The organism is Alkalihalobacterium elongatum, from assembly GCF_019024285.1.
Lineage (GTDB): Bacteria > Bacillota > Bacilli > Bacillales > Bacillaceae_F > Alkalihalobacterium > Alkalihalobacterium elongatum.
In genome coordinates this window covers 182,517-203,427 of record NZ_WMKZ01000002.1, presented here as the reverse complement: position 1 = coordinate 203,427, position 20,911 = coordinate 182,517, and the positions used below count along the sequence as shown (strand labels likewise).

Below are 20,911 nucleotides of genomic sequence, written 5' to 3'. Positions count from 1 at the left end.
TTTCTGTTTCACTCGTTTCGTATCGTAATTTGAGCACCGTCTGTTAAACGCTCTTTTCCAGTTGTAACAACTGTATCATTTACCTCAATTCCTTCAACCACTTCAATTAGGTCACCTTCTCTAGACCCTAATTCAACTGATTGTTTAATAACCGTATTTTCGTTAACTTTGAAAACAAAGGCTTCATTATCTTCATATAAGATACTACCGATCGGAATAACGATTGCTTCATCAATCGTACCAAGATCGACTAATGCAGTTGCACGCATACCACCTTTAATGAAAAGATCAGGATTTTCTATTTCAGCTTCTACGGTAAACGTATTCGTTTGGGGGTTTACAACAGGTGATACCGTAGTAATTGAATTTTCATATTTTTGGTTTAGCCCATTAATGCCAATTGATACGTCCATACCTGGTTGAAGCTTTGATATTTGAAAGCTATTAGCAGAAAAGGTAGCTACAACTGGATCTAAATTAACGATAACAGCAAGCGGGGAGTTTGGCACAGCCATTTGACCGACTGTAACGTCCATTTGTGCAATTACGCCAGCAATTGGTGCTGTTAGTCGGGTGGCTTGTACACCTTGTTCAGCTTGTCTCACGTTATGTTTAGCTGTTTCAAGTTGAATTTCCAATTCTGTTGTATTAATCCTAGGAACTTGTTGGATTGCGCCAGCTGCTTGAGCAAGTTCTGCTTGTTTAAGACTTAATTCGAGTGAACTTCGAATAAATTCAAGTAATGCAACATCTGGATTTTCTTCATCAAGGTTTTCGATGGCACCACGAGTTGCATTTAATGATTGTTCAAGTTCTTGTTGAAGTGTTTGTAGCCTTTGGATCTCGTTTTGGGCCGTACGGTTTAACTCGTTTGCTTGATTGAGCGCCTTTTCAAGCTCACTTACAGCTTTTTTTGCATGAGCAACTTGCTCACTAGCTAGTTCTGCATCTAGGGTGATCAATAAGTCACCTCGTTTTACATTTTCTCCAACTTTTTTATGAATTTCTTTAACTTCTAAAGGTGTAACAGTGAATAGCGGTACTTGTTCTTTAGGAAGCATTTGGCCATTTAACTCGAGGGTTTGGCGAATTTCCGATTGTTTAGCCTCTTCAACAGAGACCAATAATGACTGTCGTTCAACACTGTCACTTGTAATATCATCCGTTGCACACCCTGCAATAAAGAGTATGAGACATATGAAACAGATGGATTTAAAATTAAAATATTTGTACACGCACCAGTCACCCCTAATATCAAACTTTACTATGATAACGTATTTATATAATTGAAAATACTATATATTTTTGGGTAGAACAAACTACAATACCTTATTATGATGTGACAATCATGTGACAACTATGTTATTTTGATGTCATTTTTCAATAAAAGAAGGAAGCACCGTTAAATATAGGGAAGTTTTCTTTTGAAGATAGGAGGGAAAACACTTTATAAATAAAGCATGTTTACAACATGAGCGTGTTGTATAATTAATGTACATAATTTTTTTAATAGGGGTATTCAAATTAGAATTATTATTGTATAATGCTTAATGTAAGGAAAAATTTATTGTAATGATGTTGATATACATTGTTGAAGGGAGATGTCCATTTATGGTAACCCTATTAACATCACCGAGTTGTACATCTTGTAGAAAAGCAAAAGCTTGGTTAGAAGAACATAACATACCGTTTCAGGAAAGAAATATTTTTGCATCACCTTTATCCATTGATGAAGTAAAAGAGGTTGTTCGAATGACTGAAGATGGAACAGATGAGATTATTTCAACTCGTTCAAAAGTATTCCAAGATCTTGATGTTGAGTTAGAGGCATTGCCACTACAAACTTTATTTAAGTTAATTAGTGAAAACCCTGGATTACTTCGTCGTCCAATTATATTTGATGATAAGCGATTACAAGTTGGATATAATGAGGCAGAAATTCGTCGCTTCTTACCAAGGAAAGTTAGAACGTTTCACTTATTGGAAGCACAAAAGATGGTCAACTAAATGTAAAAGAGGCTGCTCAATATAACAGCCTCTTTTTGTTTATATTTTAAATAAATTAGGTACTTGAAATTATTTTGGAAATACCCCGTGAAATGGTAAGCAAGGAAATTGTTTAATATTTTGTGGAAAAGTTTGTAAGAAAGCCGTGTCGCTTAACATAACCAGCGAATAGAACACCTATAATAACAGCTACTTGAAATAAAACCGTAACAATTGGGTGACTTTCGAATAATGGAGCAAGTTGTTCTTCATGTGTGATCATTCTACCAGCAGTAAAAGCAAGAATACCTGCACCGATGTAGATAACAAAAGGAAAACGCTCAAAAATTAAAAGTATTAGTTTACTTCCTAATATAATAATCGGCACGGAAATAATTAGCCCTATAATGACAAGTGATGGATAGCCATGTGCTGCCCCAGCAACAGCTATTACATTATCTACCCCCATAATAAAATCAGCAATGATGATTGCTTTAATGGCACTAAATATACTTGTTCCACTATGTACATTGTGATCGTTATTCATTTGTGAAATTAAGTCGTAAGCGATATAGATTAATAAAGCTCCACCAATTGCTAGTAACAACGGGATCTTAAGGAGCTGGACAGCTACTAAAGTTAAAACAATACGAATAACTAGTGCTAAGCCTATACCCAATACAATAGCTTTATTTCGTTGTTCCTTTGGAAGGTTTCTACAGGCAAGTGCAACGACGATTGCGTTATCGCCACCTAAGATAATATCAATACCAATAATAGTTAAAAGAGAAATTAAAAAATCAATATCCATTTTAAATAATCATCCTTATCTGTTTCATTGACAAAACAAACTATAATCACTCATAATAAATAGTTAATAATAAGCATAGCCTGATAATAACTGTTGTAAGGTTGTCTTATTGTTAGTCTATACGTCATTGTTACAGTTAAGAACATAAATATAAAACGGGCTAACATACAATTCTAAAAAAATTTTAAATTGTCCCGTTTTTAATTTCCAATTCAGTTGATTTTGTCATACAATAGAAGTAATATAGAGAAACTCTAACTTACATTACACCCTCAATGAGTAGTTGAAATTTATTAGGTATTACGTCGTTTGGTAGCTATGAATATCAATTAGAAGTGTACTTCTATTGATAATGTCTGGAGGGAGAGAGTTATGGAAATCGAAAGAGTAAATGAATCAACAATTAAGTTTTTTATTACGTATAAGGATATCGAGTCCCGAGGGTTTGACCGGGATGAAATATGGTATAACAGAGAAAGAGGAGAAGAGCTCTTTTTCGAAATGATGAGTGAGGCACATGATCGAGAAGAATTTGAGCTTGAGGGGCCATTGTGGATCCAAGTACAAGCTTTAGATAAAGGTTTAGAGATTGTAGTAACAAGAGGGCAAATTTCTGATGGTCATGTAAAACTAGAAATTCCTGTCTCAAATGATAAAATGGCTGATATTCCTGTTGACCAAAACATTGTGGAGATGTTAGACGCGCAATTCGGCAATGGCGAATCAGAAGAAGGCATTGATGAAGAATATAATGAGTTATTAGAACTTGTTATCGGATTTGCCGACTTTGAAGATTTAATTGCCTTGAGTCATAGTTTCGTACCAGAAGGAATGGAAAATACCCTCTATCATTTTGAGGGGAAATATTATCTTCACGTTATCTTTAATGATGAAAGATATGATGAAGATGAGCAAGATGATATGTTAAGTCAAATTTTAGAATTTGGCTATGAATCTGAAATAACTATTTATCGTATCCAAGAATACGGAAAGTTAGTTATGAAAGACGATGCTTTAACAACTGTACGTAATTATTTCAATTTAAACCACTCGGAAACTAAAGAGTGATAGTAGCTTAGAGTTTAGTGAGGCCGACTCATAAGTGTCTTCTCTTCACGCATATCATAATAGAGGAACTTTCTTCTATATCTATGATATGTAGTCGATTGACACGAGAGTCAGCCTCTTTTTTTTAGTTTGCGCCTTGTGCTTTGAGATGATTGCGATAGAATGGCAGCAAATAATGCGAAAAGAAAATTGCCAGAGTGTTGGTTTTACCTCTTCGTGTTATTTGTTAGTTTCACACGCCTTCATTAAAGGAGATTAATATGAAAACTAGATTAAACGTTATTGTGTTCTTGCTGATAGTCATCGGTGTTCTTTATTTGTTTAGGGATTACTGGGAAGGCTGGATTGTAGGAGCTTTTAGTATTTTATTTTCAATGTCTGTTCTTTTTATTGCTGTTGTTATTTTTTTCGAAAACCGCCATCCAACAAAGACTCTCACTTGGCTAATGGTGTTAGGTGTTTTCCCTGTTGTTGGATTTTTCTTTTACCTTTTATTTGGTCAAAACTACCGAAAAAAACGTTCTTTTATTCAGAAGGCTATTCAAGATGAACACGCCTTTGAAAATATCGAAGGAAATCGCCAAATTGATGAAGTACGCCTTGAAAAAATGGGGGGACATCAACAATTATTATTTCGGCTAGCACACAGATTAGGTAATAACCCTATTTCCTTTTCGACGGAAACGAAAGTTTTAACAGATGGAAAAGAGACATTTGCTCATATCTTTCAAACTTTAAAAATGGCCAAACAGCACATTCATCTTGTTTACTATATTGTACGACATGATGAGGTTGGTGAAGAAATAAAAAAAATATTGATAGAAAAAGCACAAGAGGGTGTCAAAGTTAGATTTCTTTATGATGCTGTTGGAAGTTGGAAGCTCTCTAAAAAATATATACAAGAATTACGAGAAGCTGGAGTAGAAATGCGGCCGTTTGCTCCAGTTAAGCTCCCCTTCCTTACTCATAAAATAAATTATCGGAACCACCGGAAGATTGTCGTTATAGATGGTCATGTAGGCTTCGTTGGCGGTTTAAATATTGGTGATGAATACTTAGGTCGTAATCAATATTTTGGTTATTGGCGTGATACGCATTTATATGTAAGAGGAGAAGCTGTTCGAACACTTCAGCTTATTTTTTTAAAGGATTGGTATTATGTTACGAAAGAAGCGGTTTTAGATCCAGAATATTTCTCCCCTGTCCTCGTAGACCGAAATGATGAGGGCGGTGTACAAATGATTGCCAGTGGTCCAGACACACGCTGGGAAGTCATTAAAAAGCTTTTCTTTTCTATGATTACTTCCGCTAAAAAATCAATTTGGATTGCCTCGCCTTATTTTATACCTGATGATGATATTTTGAGTGCTTTAAAAATAGCAGCTTTAAGTGGGGTTGATGTAAGAATCCTAGTACCAAATCGTCCAGATAAGCGGATTGTTTTTTATGCATCTCGTTCTTATTTCCCTGAATTGTTAGAAGCGGGAGTAAAAATCTATGAATATCATCGCGGGTTTATGCATAGTAAAATTGTGATTGTAGATAATGAAATAGCTTCCATTGGTACTGCAAATATGGATATGCGTAGCTTTCACCTTAATTTTGAAGTCAATGCATTTTTATACCGTACAAAAAGTGTGACAACCCTTGTTAGTGATTATATTTTTGATCTTGAACATTCCAATCAAATAGAACTTGATTTCTTTAAGAAGAGGTCGCTCTTAAATCGTTTACAAGAGTCAACCTGTAGATTATTAAGTCCATTATTATAAAAGACTTTCTTGGATATTAGGAAAGTCTTTTTTATTTGTTAAGTTTCTGTAAAGTGCAAAGGAATTGCTTATGAAATGGAGAATGTTAAGTCTTAAATTGAAAGGGGGAAAGTCGTTTGCTGATTGCATACACGGAAGACCGTAAGCGAATAAGTTTAGTACAAGGCTGGAAAATAGACCAATTAGAACACTTGCGAAAAGAAAAGCGCTTTGTTTGTCCAGTTTGTAAGAAACCAGTGAGGTTAAAGTTAGGAACCATACGAAGGTGGCATTTTGCTCATATTGAAGAAGCTAGGTGTTCTGTAGAATTAGAAGCAGAATCAGACTATCACTTGCATGGAAAAGAACAGCTGTATCATTGGCTGATGGATCAGAAGATACATACATTACTTGAACCGTATTTATCCTCTATTAACCAACGACCTGATCTTTTCACTTTTTATGAAGGAAGGTATTACGCTATTGAGTATCAGTGTTCATCTATTCCTTTGCCAGTCTTTGAAAAAAGAACGAAAGGCTACTTGCAAGAAGACATACACCCGCTATGGATCTTTGGCGGTAACCGAATGACGCGCAAATCCTCAACATTTTTTTCCTTATCTCCGATAGAATGGGCTGCATTACAACCACATCCTAAAATGAAAAACATCCTCCATTACTTTTGTTCTGATAACAATCAGTTCTTTTCCTTAATAAATATAAAGTCACTTTCTTCTCAATCAGCTTTATCACAAATGATTACAACTAGAGCTAACGATATTACATTTCAAGACTTACTTAAACCCCAATTTTTACAAGAAAACAGTTGGAAAGATTTATGGCTAACCGTTAAAAAAAAGTGGCGCTATAATGTAGTGCTTTATCCTAGTTGGTCGCAAAAGTATTTTAATAGTTACTGTTTACAAAGGAATTTTTCTCCGTACCTTTACCCAATTGAAGCAGGTTGGCCCACGAAGCATCATGAATGGATCGAAACACCTCCATATATATGGCAAACATTTATCCTCATTTACTTGTCAACTTATCCTCTTGAAGCGAGATTTACTTTCCAAAATGTATATCATTTTTTGAAGGAATTAATAGAAAAAAGAGTTTGTAGTACACGTACACTTCCGTATTACGATGGCCACTATTCCTATGCAGTTATGTCCTATTTACAACTTTTAATAAACAGAGGTGTTATCAAAAGAACGAGTTCAAAAGGTTATTTTAGAGTAAAAGAGATTCAATATCCAAAGTCAATTAATGAAGCAATTGTGAGAGATGAGGAATTTGCAAGTCAGATTAAAATAAATTAAATATTAATTTGTAAATAAAGGAATGTTAATATCTATATAGAACGTATATTAAGTAGAATGCAAATTATCCTTTGTGTGTGCTTACACTTTTAATAAAGGAAATAGAGAGATACTGGAGGTATACGATTATGGCAAAGGCTACAAAATCACTGCCAAAACGTGAAGAAATTGCAAAAGAGTTAACTTGGGATTTAGAGGCAATTTATGCAACCGACGGAGATTGGGAAACAGAGTTTGCAGCTGTAAACGGTGAACTACCAAAATTAGCCCAGTTTAAAGGCAAATTGGGTGCATCAGCTGAACAGTTGTATCAAGCATTGCAACAACAAGATGAAATCTCAATGAGACTGCATCAACTATATACATATGCACATATGCGTTATGATCAAGATACAACGAACTCATTTTATCAAGGTTTAAATGACCGTGCTCAAGGACTAGCTGCAAAAGTTGGTCAAACCGCATCATTTATGACGCCTGAAATTATGTCAATCCCAGAAGAAAGGCTTATTAAATTTGTAGAAGAGCATGAAGGACTAAGACTATATAAGCATGCTTTAGAAGAATTAAATAAAGCCCGCCCGCACGTTTTAACAGAAGCAGAGGAAGCTATTTTAGCTCAAGCAGCAGAAGCACTTAAAACACCAAGCTCCACGTTTGGCAGTTTGAACAATGCAGACCTTAAATTCCCGACAGTAACGGATGAAAATGGAGAGGAAATCGAAGTAACTCATGGACGTTTTATCCGCTTTTTAGAATCTCCAGATCAACGAGTGAGAAGAGATGCTTTTAAAGCTGTATATGAAACATATGATAAATTTAAAAATACATTTGCAAGTACGTTGAGTGGGCAAGTAAAGAAAGATATTTTTTATGCAAATGTCCGTAAATATGAATCTGCAAGACAAGCGGCATTAAGCAAAAACCATATTCCTGAAGTCGTTTATGATCAGTTAGTTTCAACGATCAATGACCATTTACATTTATTACATCGTTACGTGGCATTACGCAAAAAGGTGTTAGGAGTGCAAGAACTTCATATGTATGATCTTTATACTCCATTAGTGAAAGATGTAAAAATGGAAGTTCCTTATGAAGAAGCAAAAGAACTAGTCCTTAAGGGTGTTGCTCCTCTTGGAGAAGAATACGTAAACATCATTAAAGAAGGTTATGAGAAACGTTGGATTGACGTAGAAGAGAATGTTGGTAAGCGTAGTGGTGCTTATTCTTCTGGTGCTTATGGAACGATGCCATATATCTTAATGAACTGGCAGGATAATGTGAATAATTTATTTACATTAGCACACGAAATTGGACATTCTTGTCACAGCTACTACACGAGAGAAAATCAACCTTATCCTTATGGAGATTATACAATATTTGTCGCGGAAGTCGCTTCTACTTTAAACGAAGCGTTACTCAATGATTATTTATTAAAAACCACTGATGATAAGAAGAAAAAATTGTACCTTTTAAATCACTTCTTAGAAGGATTCAGAGGTACTGTGTTTAGACAAACGATGTTTGCAGAATTTGAACAATTAATTCATGAGAAATCTGCAGCGGGTGAAGCACTGACTCCTGAATTGTTAACGAAGACATATTACGATTTAAATGTAAAATACTTTGGTAATGATATTATTATTGACGAAGAAATCGGCTTAGAATGGGCACGTATTCCGCACTTCTATTACAACTTCTACGTTTATCAGTATGCGACAGGCTATAGTGCAGCAACAGCATTATCAAAACAAATCCTAGAAGAGGGACAGCCTGCAGTTGATCGTTACTTGGAATTCTTGAAAGCGGGAAGCTCCGATTACCCAATTCAAGTACTACAAAAAGCTGGAGTAGACATGACTTCTGCAGAACCAATTAAGCAAGCTTGTGCTGTATTCGAACAAACTTTAACCGAAATGGAGAAGCTGCTTGAAAATGAATAAATAAGAAAGTGAAGCTGGCCTTATGTGGTCAGCTTCTTTCTATTAGGCTCTTGTCTTAAAAATTGTTACTAGCGTTATTTTGGATTCACGTGCTAAAAAGTGAAATTAGTAGTGAAAGTATAAATCTTTGTAAACAAAGGTATGCTATAGTACACTTTTAGAAAAATCATGAACGGTTTAAAAAGGTAGGTATTTATGAAAGAGAAGGAAGCAAAATTACAATTTTCGTCTTTTTTTAATCTATTAAAAAAGAGCCAACCTCCTGTTATGTTGCTCACCATTGCTGTAATTATAAGCCTTATTGAAACAGCAGCTAGTCTAATTGTTCCATTGTTTACACGAGAGTTTGTTGATCAGTTTTCAGCAGGGACCCTGGAAGGAAGGATGATCTCTCTTTTGATTGGAGCCTTCTTTTTACAAGCAATCGCTGGTGGTGTATCTTACTATTTATTAGCTTATTCAGGGCAAACGATTGTCGCAAATTTACGTCGACGGTTATGGAAACATATACTTCATCTACCTATTCCGTACTATGACAACCACCGAACAGGTGAAACGATTAGTAGAATAACGAATGATACAAATGTAGTCAAGACGCTGATAACGAGACATATCGTGACCGCTATCTCTGGTTTTATCTCAATTATTGGTGCTGTCATTATTTTATTATTACTTGATTGGAGAATGACGGTTGTAATGCTGTCAGCTGTTCCCGTGATGCTGCTCGTTATTATTCCGATTGGGAATAAGATGTACAAGATTGCAAAGGGCACTCAAAAAGAAATGGCAAACTTCACAAACGTCCTTTCTGAAGTACTTGCGGATGTTCGTTTAATTAAAGCTTACCGAGCGGAAGAAGGCGAGGAGAAAAAAGGAGAAGAAAAGATCAAAGGCCTTTTCAAATTTGGTATCAAAGAAGCGAAAATACAAGCTTTGTTGAGTCCATTAATAATGTTAGCTTTGATGGGAATGCTCGTCTTAATTATTGGCTACGGCGGAGTAAGAGTAGCGAGTGGGGCATTATCTGCTGGTGATTTAGTTGCTTTTATATTGTACTTATTTCTCATTATCATCCCTGTTAGTCAGTTTGCTAGTTTCTTTGCAGAATTACAAAAGGCGATGGGAGCTACTGAAAGAATACAAGGAATATTACAACATGAGGTTGAGGATTTAGTAGCAGGAATTGAAATGAGAGCACATGAAAAAGCAATCACTTTTGATAATGTTCATTTTTCATACGAGAATAAAGAGCACATATTAAAGGGTATTTCTCTGACGATTCCACCTGGTAAGATAACGGCTATCGTTGGACCAAGTGGAAGTGGAAAGACGACAATTTTTTCAATGATTGAGCGGTTCTATAAACCGAGTAGTGGACAAATTACATTTGCAAATGAAGATATCGAGTCCCTTTCGTTAAGTAGTTGGAGAAGGCAATTAGCTTATGTTTCTCAAGAAAGTCCACTTATGCCAGGTACAATTAAGGAAAATTTGTTGCTAGGGGTGGATCGAGAAGTTTCAGATGAAGAAATGATCTATGTACTAGAACTAGCGAATTCTAAAGAGTTTATTTTTGGCCTTCCAGATGGAGTAGAAACAGAAGTCGGTGAACGCGGCATAAAACTTTCAGGTGGACAGCGCCAAAGGATCGCGATTGCTAGAGCGTTACTAAGAAATGCACCGATCTTGATGCTTGATGAAGCGACTTCTAGTTTAGACAGCAATTCTGAATTTGAAGTTCAAAAGGCTTTAAAACATGCAATGGATGGAAGAACAACTATCGTAATAGCGCATCGACTTTCTACCGTTGTTAAAGCTGACCAAATCGTTTTTATTGAACACGGTAAAGTGACGGGAACGGGTACTCATAATGAACTTATGGAGAGTCACCCGTTATATAAAAAATTAGTGGAGCAACAGTTTATTGCAAGCTAACAAACAAGAAGTAATCTAATTTAGCTTCGAAACCCGCGGAAACGATTACGCTCGTTATATACAACTATCGTAAATACAACTGATAAAAACAAAACAGGGGCTGCAATAAATAGAGGAAAAACATTCATTAAAGCTAAAACCATAAAATAAAAACTAATGATGATTAAAAGAACACCAATGATTATTAGTATTTTTCTCATATGACTCACCTCAATCATGATCAAACCATCCTATAAAAATAGTATGTAATGGATGAAAGAGACATGCTAGTTATTCATAAAATGATCATTTTAAAGGTCAGTAAACAAAAAATAGAAAAAATGTGACGATGTTGCGAACGTTCTTATCAAGGGTTTCATTGAAGAACTAAATATGTTAAATTTATTATTGTAAAATAATTAGTGTTAAACATTTTCTCCCCCTATTAAAAAGAGGCTGACACCCCATGTCAGCCTCTTTATTTTGCTTTAAGACGTTTACCTTTGCAAGAAAATGCTAGAGTTTCTATGTCTTAATGTATCTCCAGAAAGTACCATATTTAACTGGCACCCTTTCAACCTGCTGTTGTAGCATTAAACGTTTCAATCGTTTTTCAGCTTCCTGAGTAGATATATTGAAGACAACGGCCACTTCTTTTGTAGCGACAAAGTTATAGCAAGATAAAAAATCCTCTAGTGAAGTGAGTGTAGAAGGTTCTGGTGAAAAACCTAATAATTGCTCAATGATTTCGACATAAACCTCATAAGGATAAAATCCAGTCACTTTTAATCCTTCTTCTTCAAAATTATCATTAAAAAAAACAAAAGTAGGAGAATAATCAACTCCAAGTTCCTTCGTCATTTTTACATCACATTTCAGGGCTTTTACAGCTCCATCCGATTTAAGATCTCTAATGAACTCCTCAACATCTAGTCCGGCTAATTGAGCACATTCAATTAATACAGTTTCTTTTGAAATATTTTTCTTATTTAAGAATAGAAACTCCCTTAATTTTCGTAAAAACTTAAGTCCAGCAACTTGGCCTTGCATCTCAGCTGCTTTAATTGCAATAGAAACCGTATAAGGGGAGGTAATTGGGTCTTCAAACCATAAATCTCCGTCACAGCTCATTCCTGTTTGATTAGCTGTTTTTTCCCAACTTTTAGCAATCTCTTCTAATTTCTTTGTCTCTTCAATTTTTGCTTGTGGCTTATTCCATAATTCAAGTGATCCAGCAACAAAGTACCTTATTTTAAAGTACTTTCCATATTCAACCTGCATCTTTTTTAGTATTGGTTCAAACGCCCAGCATTGAGGGCAAAGAGGATCAATAAATATATAGATTTCCAATGGCTTTTTATTGCAAGGGTTAGATTTTTTGGATACGGATGGTTCTTCAATAGGACCACAAAAGCCTCGAATATGATCACAGCTAGTCTGATTTTCTTTTGAAGTCATTGAGAGTCCTCCTTCCTATTCCGTATCGTGCGGATGATTTACCATATGATGTGCTGTAAAGGTTAGACGACTAAATATTTGTTCCCGTAAAGGCCCTTCTAAGCCGACTTCATCCATTGCCTCCTTCATACAAGCTAACCAGGCAGATGCACCAGTTGGGGTAATTTTAAATGGCATATGTCTAGCTCTTAGCATAGGATGACCGTGTTCTTCAGAGTATAAGGGTGGTCCACCAAGAAATTGAGTTAAAAATTGTTTTTGTTTTCTTGCAGTTTCTGTTAAGTCATCTGGAAAAATCGGTGCAAGCACTGGATGTCGGCTTACTTTATCATAAAAGATATCTATTAGTTCGCTTAAAAGTTCAGCACCTATTAGGTCATATGGTGTTTGATGTTCTGACATAGTTATCTCCTTTAAGAGGCTATTTTAGTAACTACTTACTTAAATCCATTTTAGCAATGGTCACATCTAACATCAAATAATCTGATTTGAACTTGAAGCTGGACTGGAAAAAGAATAAACAAAAGATGCCTGGGTAGTTAGTTATCCAAGCATCTTAATAGAGTCATCTATGCATTTAAGAATGTATTCATTACTTTAGGTACGTAGTTTTGAGTTTCTCTAAATGGAGGTATTCCTCCGTATTTATCAACATTACCAGGACCTGCATTATAAGCGGCTAAAGCTAAACGTGTGTCACCGTTAAAGCGATCCAGCATTTGACGTAGATATTTAGCACCGCCATTAATATTTTGCTCTGGATCATAAACATTAGATACACCTAAGGATCTTGCCGTTCCAGGCATTAGTTGCATGAGGCCGCCAGCTCCAGCCCTACTTGTTGCATTTGGGTTAAAGTTAGACTCATGTTTAATAACAGCAACAATAAGCTTTGGATCTAAGTTATATTTTGCTGCTGCATCGTTAATCCATTGCTTATAGACGTCTACACGGGATTGGCCAGTTTCTTTTAACGGTTTAATTGTTTCGGTGGCTCCAGAATGTTGTTGCATTGTTTTTTCCACTTCAAGCTGTGCAATAGGATGTAAAAATAAACCCATATTGCGTTGGTTTTGATTGAGTTTTACATTCATTTTTTCCATTTCTTCTTGAATAAAACCTGAAAATAATGATTGAAACGGAGAAGGACTAGTTGAGGAACTAGGTCCTCGTAATTGTCTAATTGCATTCATTTCTGCAATTTGTTGGAACATCATAATGTTCATTCAATGCACCTCGGACGGAATATAATTCTATAATCTAGTTTATAGTAGACTACAGATTTAGACAATATCCGAATTCTGGGTTTCATTGAACTAGGAGCCTTGTAGTTTTTGTTTTCTTTCGAAAAACCTTATGATTTTATTCTTTGTAGGTCTTTTCGGTATATTGTGTTGTTGTAAAAGGCTGTTAAACAATGAGTTGACAGCTTCGACACTAGTACCTTCCACTTCAAGCTCGTAATCAGAAGTGTCTAAATATTGACTAATATCTAAAACAACAATTTGCTCATTAACGGTAATTTCAGCTCGAGATGTAGTTAGTGATCCTAAGTATGCAAATTGACCGATTGGAACCTTCAACGTTTCGATATCTTCTTTCACTTCACCGTCTGGAAGCTGTCCAGTCCTAATCATTTGTTCTGCTTCTTCTTTTGATACAGATTGATTTGTTTCCATTAAACCAACCCTATTAGGTTGCTTTAACGTAATCATAAATTCACTATTCTTTTCACGTATTCGAAGAGCTGCTTTTCTTTCTTTTAAGTTAAAACCCAATGTATCAAAATAATGATTTGTTTGAGAGATAAACTGTGAATCATTTATGGAAAAAGTGTCTTGGAGCTGTTGGAGCTCTTCTTTTGTTAATAGGTTTTTTGCTTCAATTTCTATCTCGCGGGCCATTTAGTTACTCCTTATCATTGGATTTGAAGGCTATATTACCTTCACTTATAGCTAACATAGGTTTAAATACTTTCATTCACATTATTACATAGTCATGTAAAGGGAACAATTAGTTGATAAAATGGTTTTGTATTCTTGTCTACGTGCAAATTATGGTAAGATGGTTACGTGAATATTGAATAGGAGGACAAGTATGAAGCATCTAGAAATAAGCAATTTATCAACTAATGAAGATAGTATAATCTTACATATTTCAGAATCATTATTGAAAAACGAAGCATTATCACTACAAGCAGCAGGAAGAATGCTAGCTGACTCTGAACAACTGGCACTCATTTATCTATTGGAAGATGAAGAAAGCTATCGCCATGTGAGTATTCCAGAGCACTTGTGGGCTGAACTCCACTCACATTTAAAGGAAAAAGAGAATGTGTATATACAGCTGCACCAAGATTACGTACTCGAATGTACTTCTTTTAAGGATGAAATAAATTATTTATTTGAAAATATTCAGGATAACAGTAATTATGGCGATAAAATGGTAGAAGCTGTTGAGAGAATTATTTCGCAATAATCAACATAGCCTTAATAAGTAGTCGATTATTAAAGATGGGTTGGTGGTTGCATGTACAATTGGGATACGTTCTTAATCCCATATAAGCAAGCCGTTGAAGAGCTAAAAATTAAATTTAAAGGGATTCGTGAACAATATCAAAATTCCTCTAAACATACACCGATTGAATTTGTCACTGGAAGAGTAAAGCCTGTTGCAAGTATAATCGACAAAGCTAAACGCAAAAATATACCTCTAACACGAATTGAAGAAGACATGCAAGACCTGGCAGGCATTCGTATTGTATGTCAGTTTGTGGAGGATATTAATACAATCATTGAATTTATTCGATTAAGAAAAGATTTTGAAATAGTAGAAGAACGCGATTATATTTATCAGAATAAAGATAGCGGGTATCGATCTTATCATCTTGTGTTAAAGTATCCAGTAGAAACGATTGCAGGAAATAAACAAATTTATGTTGAATTACAAATTAGAACAATGGCAATGAATTTCTGGGCTACGATTGAACACTCATTAAATTATAAATATAGCGGAGAAATTCCTGAAGATATCAAACAACGTTTACAGCGTGCAGCTGAAGCAGCTTTTCAATTGGATGAAGAGATGTCGCAAATACGTGAAGAGGTTCAAGAAGCCCAACGTATTTTTTCTAAGAAACATGATTATCGAATAAATAACTAATAAATTCTAAAGATGGAGTCTGATGTTATGAAATTTACCGTGACTTCTAGAGGTGATAATGTATCTAATGCACTTCAGCAAAGGATCAAAACATACTTAGTTGAATTCGGATTAATTTATGATGAAGAAAACCCCGAGATTGTCATTACAGTAGGTGGTGACGGTACTTTACTTCATGCTTTCCATACATACAAACATCGTTTAGAAGAAACGTCATTTGTGGGAATCCACACGGGCCATCTAGGCTTTTATGCCGATTGGATGCCAGAAGAAGTAGAAAAGTTAGTAATTCATATAGCCAAGACGCCCTTTCAAATTGTTGAGTACCCCTTGCTAGAAGTAGTTATAAGGCATTACGGAGATAATAAATCAGAGCGATTACTTGCACTTAATGAGTGTACAGTAAAAAGTCCTGAGGAGTCGCTTGTTTGTAATGTTGAAATAAAAGGTGAAAAGTTCGAAACGTTTCGCGGCGATGGACTATGTATATCAACGCCGTCTGGCAGTACTGCATATAATAAGGCATTAGGTGGAGCGATATTGCACCCCTCATTAGCTTGTATTCAATTAGCAGAAATGGCATCCATTAACAATAGAGTGTATCGAACAGTAGGTTCACCACTCGTTTTGCCACAACACCATACGTGCTTATTAAAACCACAAAATGATGTAAAATTACAAATTACAATCGATCATTTCTCGTGGAGTCATCAAAAGGTGAAATCGATTCAGTGCAGGGTAGCTGAAGAAAAAATTAAGTTTGCAAGGTTCCGCCCGTTCCCGTTTTGGAAGCGTGTGAGGGAATCATTCATTGGAGACTAAAAAGATGTCGGGATTAGAAATTAAATGGAACGTAGAAGTTAATTGGGAAGGAAAGCTTTTACGGGAATATTTAAAAGAGGAAAAAAAGCTGTCCAAAAGAGCCTTAGCGGATATTAAATTTGCTGGAGGCTCGATTTTTGTGAATGGAGAGTTTGTAACGGTGAGAAAGATATTACAGGCAAACGATGAAGTGAAAATTATCTTTCCTCCAGAAACGAGAAGTGACAGTATCCTTTCAGAGAAAATGAACCTCAATATACTATTTGAAGATAACCATTTCCTTGTCATTAATAAGCCTGCAGGAATGCCGACCATTCCTTCGCGAGATCATTTTAGCGGCACACTAGCAAACGGAGTTATACATTATTATGATCAGTGTGGAATTACTTCAACGTTCCATGCGGTTAATCGACTTGATAAAGATACTTCTGGTATCGTCGTCATAGCCAAACACCGATTTGCTCACGATCTTATGGCAAAGGAACAACAATCTGGTGGTATACATAGAGAATATATTGCAATCATCCATGGCCTTCTTTCGTCTACCGAGGGAACTATTAACGCACCAATCGGCAGAAAGTGTGATAGTATTATTGAAAGAGAAGTCCGTGAAGATGGACAACTGGCAATTACTCATTACTCGGTTCTGTCCCAAACAGATGAGGAAACTGTAGTAAGGGTAAAGCTAGAAACAGGTAGAACACACCAGATTAGAGTTCATTTTGCTCACCTTGGACATCCATTAATAGGTGATGATCTTTATGGCGGAGAACGAATAAAAATCAAAAGACAAGCTTTACATAGCTTTTACTGCTCGTTCTTGCATCCATTTACGCAAGAACATATTATCGTAGAAGCGCCTGTTCCACCAGATATGCAAGATTGGATAAACTAATAACCTCACTTTACTCAATAAATTTTGAGTAAAGTGAGGCATCTATTTGTAGGGGATTAGTTTGTTTCCATTTCAACTTTTGTAATTGTAAATCGTGTAATATCATCGCCAGCTTCATCGAAAATAACAACCTCAACAGCATCAGATAACTCTTCTTCAGAAAAAGTTTGTTCAACATCAAAAGATTCACCGATAAAGTAGCCACTATTTGCATTGATTTTAAAGGCTTCAGGTATTTGACTTTCGTTTACAAAGACAATCGTTTCTTGTCCAAATTCTTCAACTAACTCATCACTTAATAATTCAAATTTGGCAAATAAATTAGGAGAAGTTAGATTACTCGTATTTTCAAGGCGAACATAGAAAGTCAGTAAGTTTCTGTCCTCATCCATAATAATATGACTTTGTTCAATATCACCTTGAATTTCTAATTGTGGCCCACAGCTAGCCATTCCAATGAGAGCGGTAAAAAGTAGGAAAACTTTAAAAAAACGCATCTTTATCACCTTCTTAAAATTACTCAATAGTATCATCAAAGCTCCGGAATTTCTCTCCAACATGTGGCATAGTTGATGGAACAGAGACGGTTTCTAATTCTGGGTATCGAAGAGCAGTAAGCTTACCGCCAAATACGCATCCAGTATCAATATTCACGGTACGATGAATGAAACGAGCTTCGGAAACTGGAGTATGACCATAAACGATCCAAGCATCGCCATTATATTTTTTTGCCCAATCTCTTCGAACTGGTGAACCGTCTGGGTGTTTTTCACCCGTAATATCCCCATATAAGACAAATGTTTTTACTTTCTTATCATGTCTACCTATGTAATCCTGCCTAATCCCAGCATGAGCAATCACTAGTTTTCCATCATCTAAGACGGCATATAAATTAGAGTTTTCAACTAACTTTCGAAACTTGGAGCTTATTGAATTATAATCCTTGCGAGATAACTGTTCAAGTTCTGCGACTGTTGTTTCTAGCCCGTGAGTCGTCTGAACATTTCGTCCAAGAAAATAACGATAAAGCTTGTCACAATGGTTACCAGGTACATAATAGGCTAACTGGCGATCCACAAGTTGGTAAACGACCTCGATAACCTTGAGTGAGTACGGCCCTCGATCTGTTAAATCACCGACAAAAGCGAGTTTTCTGCCATTTGGATGGATCGGAATACCCTCTGACCAATCATAGCCTAGCTTTTCAGTTAGTTGTACGAATTCATCATAGCAACCGTGAATATCACCAATAATATCTATAGTCATAATAGTTTCCTCCAATGTCAAAGTGTAGTATTATTAAAATTTGTTGTTTTGCATAGTACAAGCTGAATTCCCATAAAATGAGGGAATATGGCATTATGTATATGTAATAAATCTTACTATTTTTTGAAGAGTTTAACGATTACTTAAAAAGGAGGGAGCATTCATGTTAGAAAATCCAATATCAAATCCAGTCTTAATTTTTGCAATCGCTATGTTAGTATTCCTGTTAGCTCCCATAATTATGGCTAGGATAAAAGTTCCTGGGATTATTGGCTTGATTTTTGCGGGAGTCATTATCGGTCCAAAAGGTCTTGGCATTCTTGACCGTGATCCGACAATTATATTATTAGGTACTGTTGGTCTTTTATATATTATTTTTATTGCAGGATTAGAAATTGATTTAGAAGGTTTTAAAAAATATCGACAACGGAGTATTGTGTTTGGTTCACTATCATTTACAATACCATTTATGTTTGGAACGGTTCTAGGTTTAAGCCTGCAATACTCGGTGCCAGCAGCGATTTTATTAGGGTCATTGTTGGGTTCCCATACATTGCTTGCCTACCCTATTGCAAGTCGATTAGGGATATCGAAAAATAAGAGTGTAACAACAACTGTCGGTGGGACGATCATGACCGATACATTAGCACTACTTATTTTAGCAATTATAGCTGCGTCAATGGAAGGTGATTTAAATTTAGCTTTCTGGTTTACGATGCTTCTATCATTAGGTATTTATGTAGGGATTGTTTTCCTCGTTATACCAACGCTAGCACGGTACTTTTTCCGTTCAATGAGTAGTGAAGGTACGTTGGATTATATATTTGTAATGACAATCTTGTTTGTGACAGCTTTTTTTGCGACTGTAGCAGGTTTAGAACCAATTATAGGAGCCTTTTTAGCTGGATTAGCCTTGAACCGTTTTATATTAGAACATAGTCCGTTAATGAACCGGATTAAATTTGTTGGTAATGCAATTTTTATTCCGTTCTTCTTGTTATCTGTCGGCATGCTCATGGATATACGAGTATTACTGAGCGAACCTAGTGCATGGATTTTAGCCGCCGCGATCGTATTGTTTGTTCAACTCGGTAAATTTTTAGCAGCATGGGTGAGTGGAAAGTTTTACAAATACTCGAAAGATGAAATTCGACTCATGTTTGGTTTATCTGTTCCTCAAGCTGCAGCGACACTTGCAGCGACGCTGGTTGGGTTTGATCTTGGTTTATTTGATCAAGCGACAGTAAATGGGGTAATCGTAATGATCCTCGTCACATGTATGGTAGGGCCTTACATGGTTGAGAAATATGGACGGAAAATTGCCTTATTAGAAGAGCAACAACCGTATGAACCAAGTAATGCACCAGAAAGAATACTAGTTCCATTAGCAAACCCGAATTCAGTAGAAGCGTTGTTAAACTTATCATTTAGCTTACGTGGAAACAGTTCAGAACCAATATATCCTTTAACAGTTGCAAGGGAACAAAATGGTCGTTCCGCAGAGAAAGTGGCTGAAGCTGAGAAGATGCTTGGCAAAGCACTTACTTATGCATCGGGGGCAAATATACCTGTTCATTTATTAACTCGTGTTGACCCGAACGTATCTTCAGGGATTCTTCGAGCAATTGAAGAAACGAGAATTACGAAAGTTGTGATTGGCTGGAACGGAAAATTATCAACACCACAAAAGATATTTGGCGGGGTATTAGATCAATTACTAGATAGAACGAATGAGATGATCTTAGTTTCAAAGCTTGGCCATCCATTAAATACGACGAAAAGAATCGTCCTTATACTACCATCGGGTGTAGACCATAAAACGGGGTATTATGAGGGAGTAAAAACGGTAAAAGAAATGGCTAATCAAATTGGAGCCAAATTGTCAGTATTAATTATTAAGGATGACAATAAGTATTATAAAAGGTCATTCGAAGAAATGAAGCCAGATGTTTCAACTAAATTTGCAAATATTAACACTTGGAACGAGTTGATTAATAACTATTTATTAATGTTGAAAAAAGATGACTTGGTTGTCGTTTTAAGTGCGAGAAGGGGTACAGTTGCTTGGCATCCGAAGCTAGAAGAACTCCCGAGGATACTTGCAAAATCAATTCCTGAAAGTTTTATTATTTTGTTTCCACCAGAAAAAGATAAAGTCGATTTACGTGGTTCACGCGGGACTGATGTACCTAGAACATTACTTCCACGAAGAGAATTTGATGATTAAACGAAGCCTCCTATTATTAGGAGGCTTTTTGTTGGCGATAATAGAGTTAAAAAGTCGTTAGAAAAGAGGGAATTTTAGATGGAGCCAACAGTTGTTTGTCCAAAGTGTAAAATCGAAAGACCATTAAATCATTTATTAACGGCACAGTCCAACCAGAATGTCATATTTGAGTGCGAGAACTGTAATTTTATAAAAAGGAATATTGTGACAAAAAAAGGGTAATACCGATAAATGAAGAATATAAAACAGGGAAACCTGTACCAACAAAAGAAAAACATGATATACTACT

General features: G+C 35.8%; 20 protein-coding genes. 11 read left to right on the top strand and 9 right to left on the bottom strand.

Annotation, left to right across the window (positions count from 1 at the left end):
* Positions 1-8: 8 nt before the first annotated feature.
* Positions 9-1,235: an efflux RND transporter periplasmic adaptor subunit gene (locus GKP30_RS04865; RefSeq protein ID WP_216828281.1), complete on the bottom strand. Its 1,227-nt coding sequence runs from the start codon at positions 1,233-1,235 to the stop codon at positions 9-11.
* 376 nt (positions 1,236-1,611) lie between these two features.
* Between GKP30_RS04865 and spxA the strand changes: the two genes are divergently transcribed.
* Positions 1,612-2,007 carry a transcriptional regulator SpxA gene (gene spxA / locus GKP30_RS04860; protein ID WP_216828280.1) on the top strand — a complete coding sequence of 132 codons (396 nt, stop codon included), beginning with the start codon at positions 1,612-1,614 and terminating at the stop codon, positions 2,005-2,007.
* Positions 2,008-2,119: 112 nt separating this feature from the next.
* On the opposite strand, the gene GKP30_RS04855 is transcribed toward spxA, so the two are convergent.
* Positions 2,120-2,797, bottom strand: coding sequence for a TerC family protein (locus GKP30_RS04855; protein WP_216828279.1), 678 nt, complete (start codon positions 2,795-2,797; stop codon positions 2,120-2,122).
* Between the two features lie 372 nt (positions 2,798-3,169).
* Between GKP30_RS04855 and mecA the strand changes: the two genes are divergently transcribed.
* The 5 genes from mecA (at position 3,170) to GKP30_RS04830 (ending at position 10,813) form a co-directional block, all read left to right on the top strand.
* Positions 3,170-3,865 (top strand): adaptor protein MecA, encoded by a 696-nt coding sequence (gene mecA / locus GKP30_RS04850; RefSeq protein ID WP_216828278.1) that lies wholly within the window; start codon positions 3,170-3,172, stop codon positions 3,863-3,865.
* A gap of 260 nt (positions 3,866-4,125) precedes the next feature.
* Complete coding sequence (cls, locus tag GKP30_RS04845) at positions 4,126-5,637, top strand: cardiolipin synthase (protein ID WP_216828277.1); 1,512 nt, start codon at positions 4,126-4,128, stop codon at positions 5,635-5,637.
* Positions 5,638-5,753: 116 nt separating this feature from the next.
* A complete protein-coding gene (locus GKP30_RS04840) occupies positions 5,754-6,935 on the top strand; it encodes a competence protein CoiA (RefSeq protein ID WP_216828276.1) in 1,182 nt (393 codons plus the stop codon).
* A gap of 128 nt (positions 6,936-7,063) precedes the next feature.
* The gene (gene pepF, locus GKP30_RS04835; RefSeq protein ID WP_216828275.1) at positions 7,064-8,878 is read left to right on the top strand and encodes an oligoendopeptidase F; all 1,815 of its coding nucleotides are present in this window, start codon (positions 7,064-7,066) and stop codon (positions 8,876-8,878) included.
* A gap of 195 nt (positions 8,879-9,073) precedes the next feature.
* Complete coding sequence (locus tag GKP30_RS04830) at positions 9,074-10,813, top strand: ABC transporter ATP-binding protein (protein WP_216828274.1); 1,740 nt, start codon at positions 9,074-9,076, stop codon at positions 10,811-10,813.
* 20 nt (positions 10,814-10,833) lie between these two features.
* On the opposite strand, the gene GKP30_RS04825 is transcribed toward GKP30_RS04830, so the two are convergent.
* The 5 genes from GKP30_RS04825 to GKP30_RS04805 all read right to left on the bottom strand — a co-directional run bounded on the left by GKP30_RS04825 (position 10,834) and on the right by GKP30_RS04805 (position 14,154).
* Entirely contained in the window at positions 10,834-11,031 is a 198-nt protein-coding gene (locus GKP30_RS04825) for a hypothetical protein (RefSeq protein WP_236034900.1), read from the bottom strand.
* Between the two features lie 286 nt (positions 11,032-11,317).
* Positions 11,318-12,250, bottom strand: coding sequence for a ClpXP adapter SpxH family protein (locus tag GKP30_RS04820; RefSeq protein ID WP_216828273.1), 933 nt, complete (start codon positions 12,248-12,250; stop codon positions 11,318-11,320).
* Positions 12,251-12,265: 15 nt separating this feature from the next.
* Entirely contained in the window at positions 12,266-12,652 is a 387-nt protein-coding gene (locus tag GKP30_RS04815) for a globin domain-containing protein (protein ID WP_216828272.1), read from the bottom strand.
* Positions 12,653-12,819: 167 nt separating this feature from the next.
* Positions 12,820-13,476 carry a lytic transglycosylase domain-containing protein gene (locus tag GKP30_RS04810; protein ID WP_216828271.1) on the bottom strand — a complete coding sequence of 219 codons (657 nt, stop codon included), beginning with the start codon at positions 13,474-13,476 and terminating at the stop codon, positions 12,820-12,822.
* 90 nt (positions 13,477-13,566) lie between these two features.
* Positions 13,567-14,154 (bottom strand): CYTH domain-containing protein, encoded by a 588-nt coding sequence (locus GKP30_RS04805; RefSeq protein WP_216828270.1) that lies wholly within the window; start codon positions 14,152-14,154, stop codon positions 13,567-13,569.
* Between the two features lie 193 nt (positions 14,155-14,347).
* Between GKP30_RS04805 and GKP30_RS04800 the strand changes: the two genes are divergently transcribed.
* Genes GKP30_RS04800 through GKP30_RS04785 form a run of 4 tightly spaced genes read left to right on the top strand, consistent with a single transcriptional unit; the run spans position 14,348 to position 17,129 of the window.
* Positions 14,348-14,728 carry a UPF0738 family protein gene (locus tag GKP30_RS04800; protein ID WP_216828269.1) on the top strand — a complete coding sequence of 127 codons (381 nt, stop codon included), beginning with the start codon at positions 14,348-14,350 and terminating at the stop codon, positions 14,726-14,728.
* 51 nt (positions 14,729-14,779) lie between these two features.
* Positions 14,780-15,412 carry a GTP pyrophosphokinase gene (locus tag GKP30_RS04795; RefSeq protein ID WP_216828268.1) on the top strand — a complete coding sequence of 211 codons (633 nt, stop codon included), beginning with the start codon at positions 14,780-14,782 and terminating at the stop codon, positions 15,410-15,412.
* Between the two features lie 27 nt (positions 15,413-15,439).
* A complete protein-coding gene (locus GKP30_RS04790; RefSeq protein ID WP_216828267.1) occupies positions 15,440-16,234 on the top strand; it encodes an NAD kinase in 795 nt (264 codons plus the stop codon).
* 4 nt (positions 16,235-16,238) lie between these two features.
* Positions 16,239-17,129 carry an RluA family pseudouridine synthase gene (locus GKP30_RS04785; protein WP_216828266.1) on the top strand — a complete coding sequence of 297 codons (891 nt, stop codon included), beginning with the start codon at positions 16,239-16,241 and terminating at the stop codon, positions 17,127-17,129.
* 56 nt (positions 17,130-17,185) lie between these two features.
* Here GKP30_RS04785 and GKP30_RS04780 read toward each other — a convergent pair whose 3' ends face one another.
* Together GKP30_RS04780 and prpE are read right to left on the bottom strand one after the other, a co-directional pair.
* The gene (locus GKP30_RS04780) at positions 17,186-17,626 is read right to left on the bottom strand and encodes a hypothetical protein (RefSeq protein WP_216828265.1); all 441 of its coding nucleotides are present in this window, start codon (positions 17,624-17,626) and stop codon (positions 17,186-17,188) included.
* 19 nt (positions 17,627-17,645) lie between these two features.
* On the bottom strand, positions 17,646-18,395 hold the full coding sequence (gene prpE, locus GKP30_RS04775; RefSeq protein ID WP_216828264.1) for a bis(5'-nucleosyl)-tetraphosphatase PrpE: 750 nt from the start codon (positions 18,393-18,395) through the stop codon (positions 17,646-17,648).
* 163 nt (positions 18,396-18,558) lie between these two features.
* On the opposite strand from prpE, the gene GKP30_RS04770 reads away from it, so the two are divergent.
* Complete coding sequence (locus tag GKP30_RS04770) at positions 18,559-20,622, top strand: cation:proton antiporter domain-containing protein (RefSeq protein ID WP_216828263.1); 2,064 nt, start codon at positions 18,559-18,561, stop codon at positions 20,620-20,622.
* The last annotated feature ends 289 nt before the right edge of the window (positions 20,623-20,911 follow it).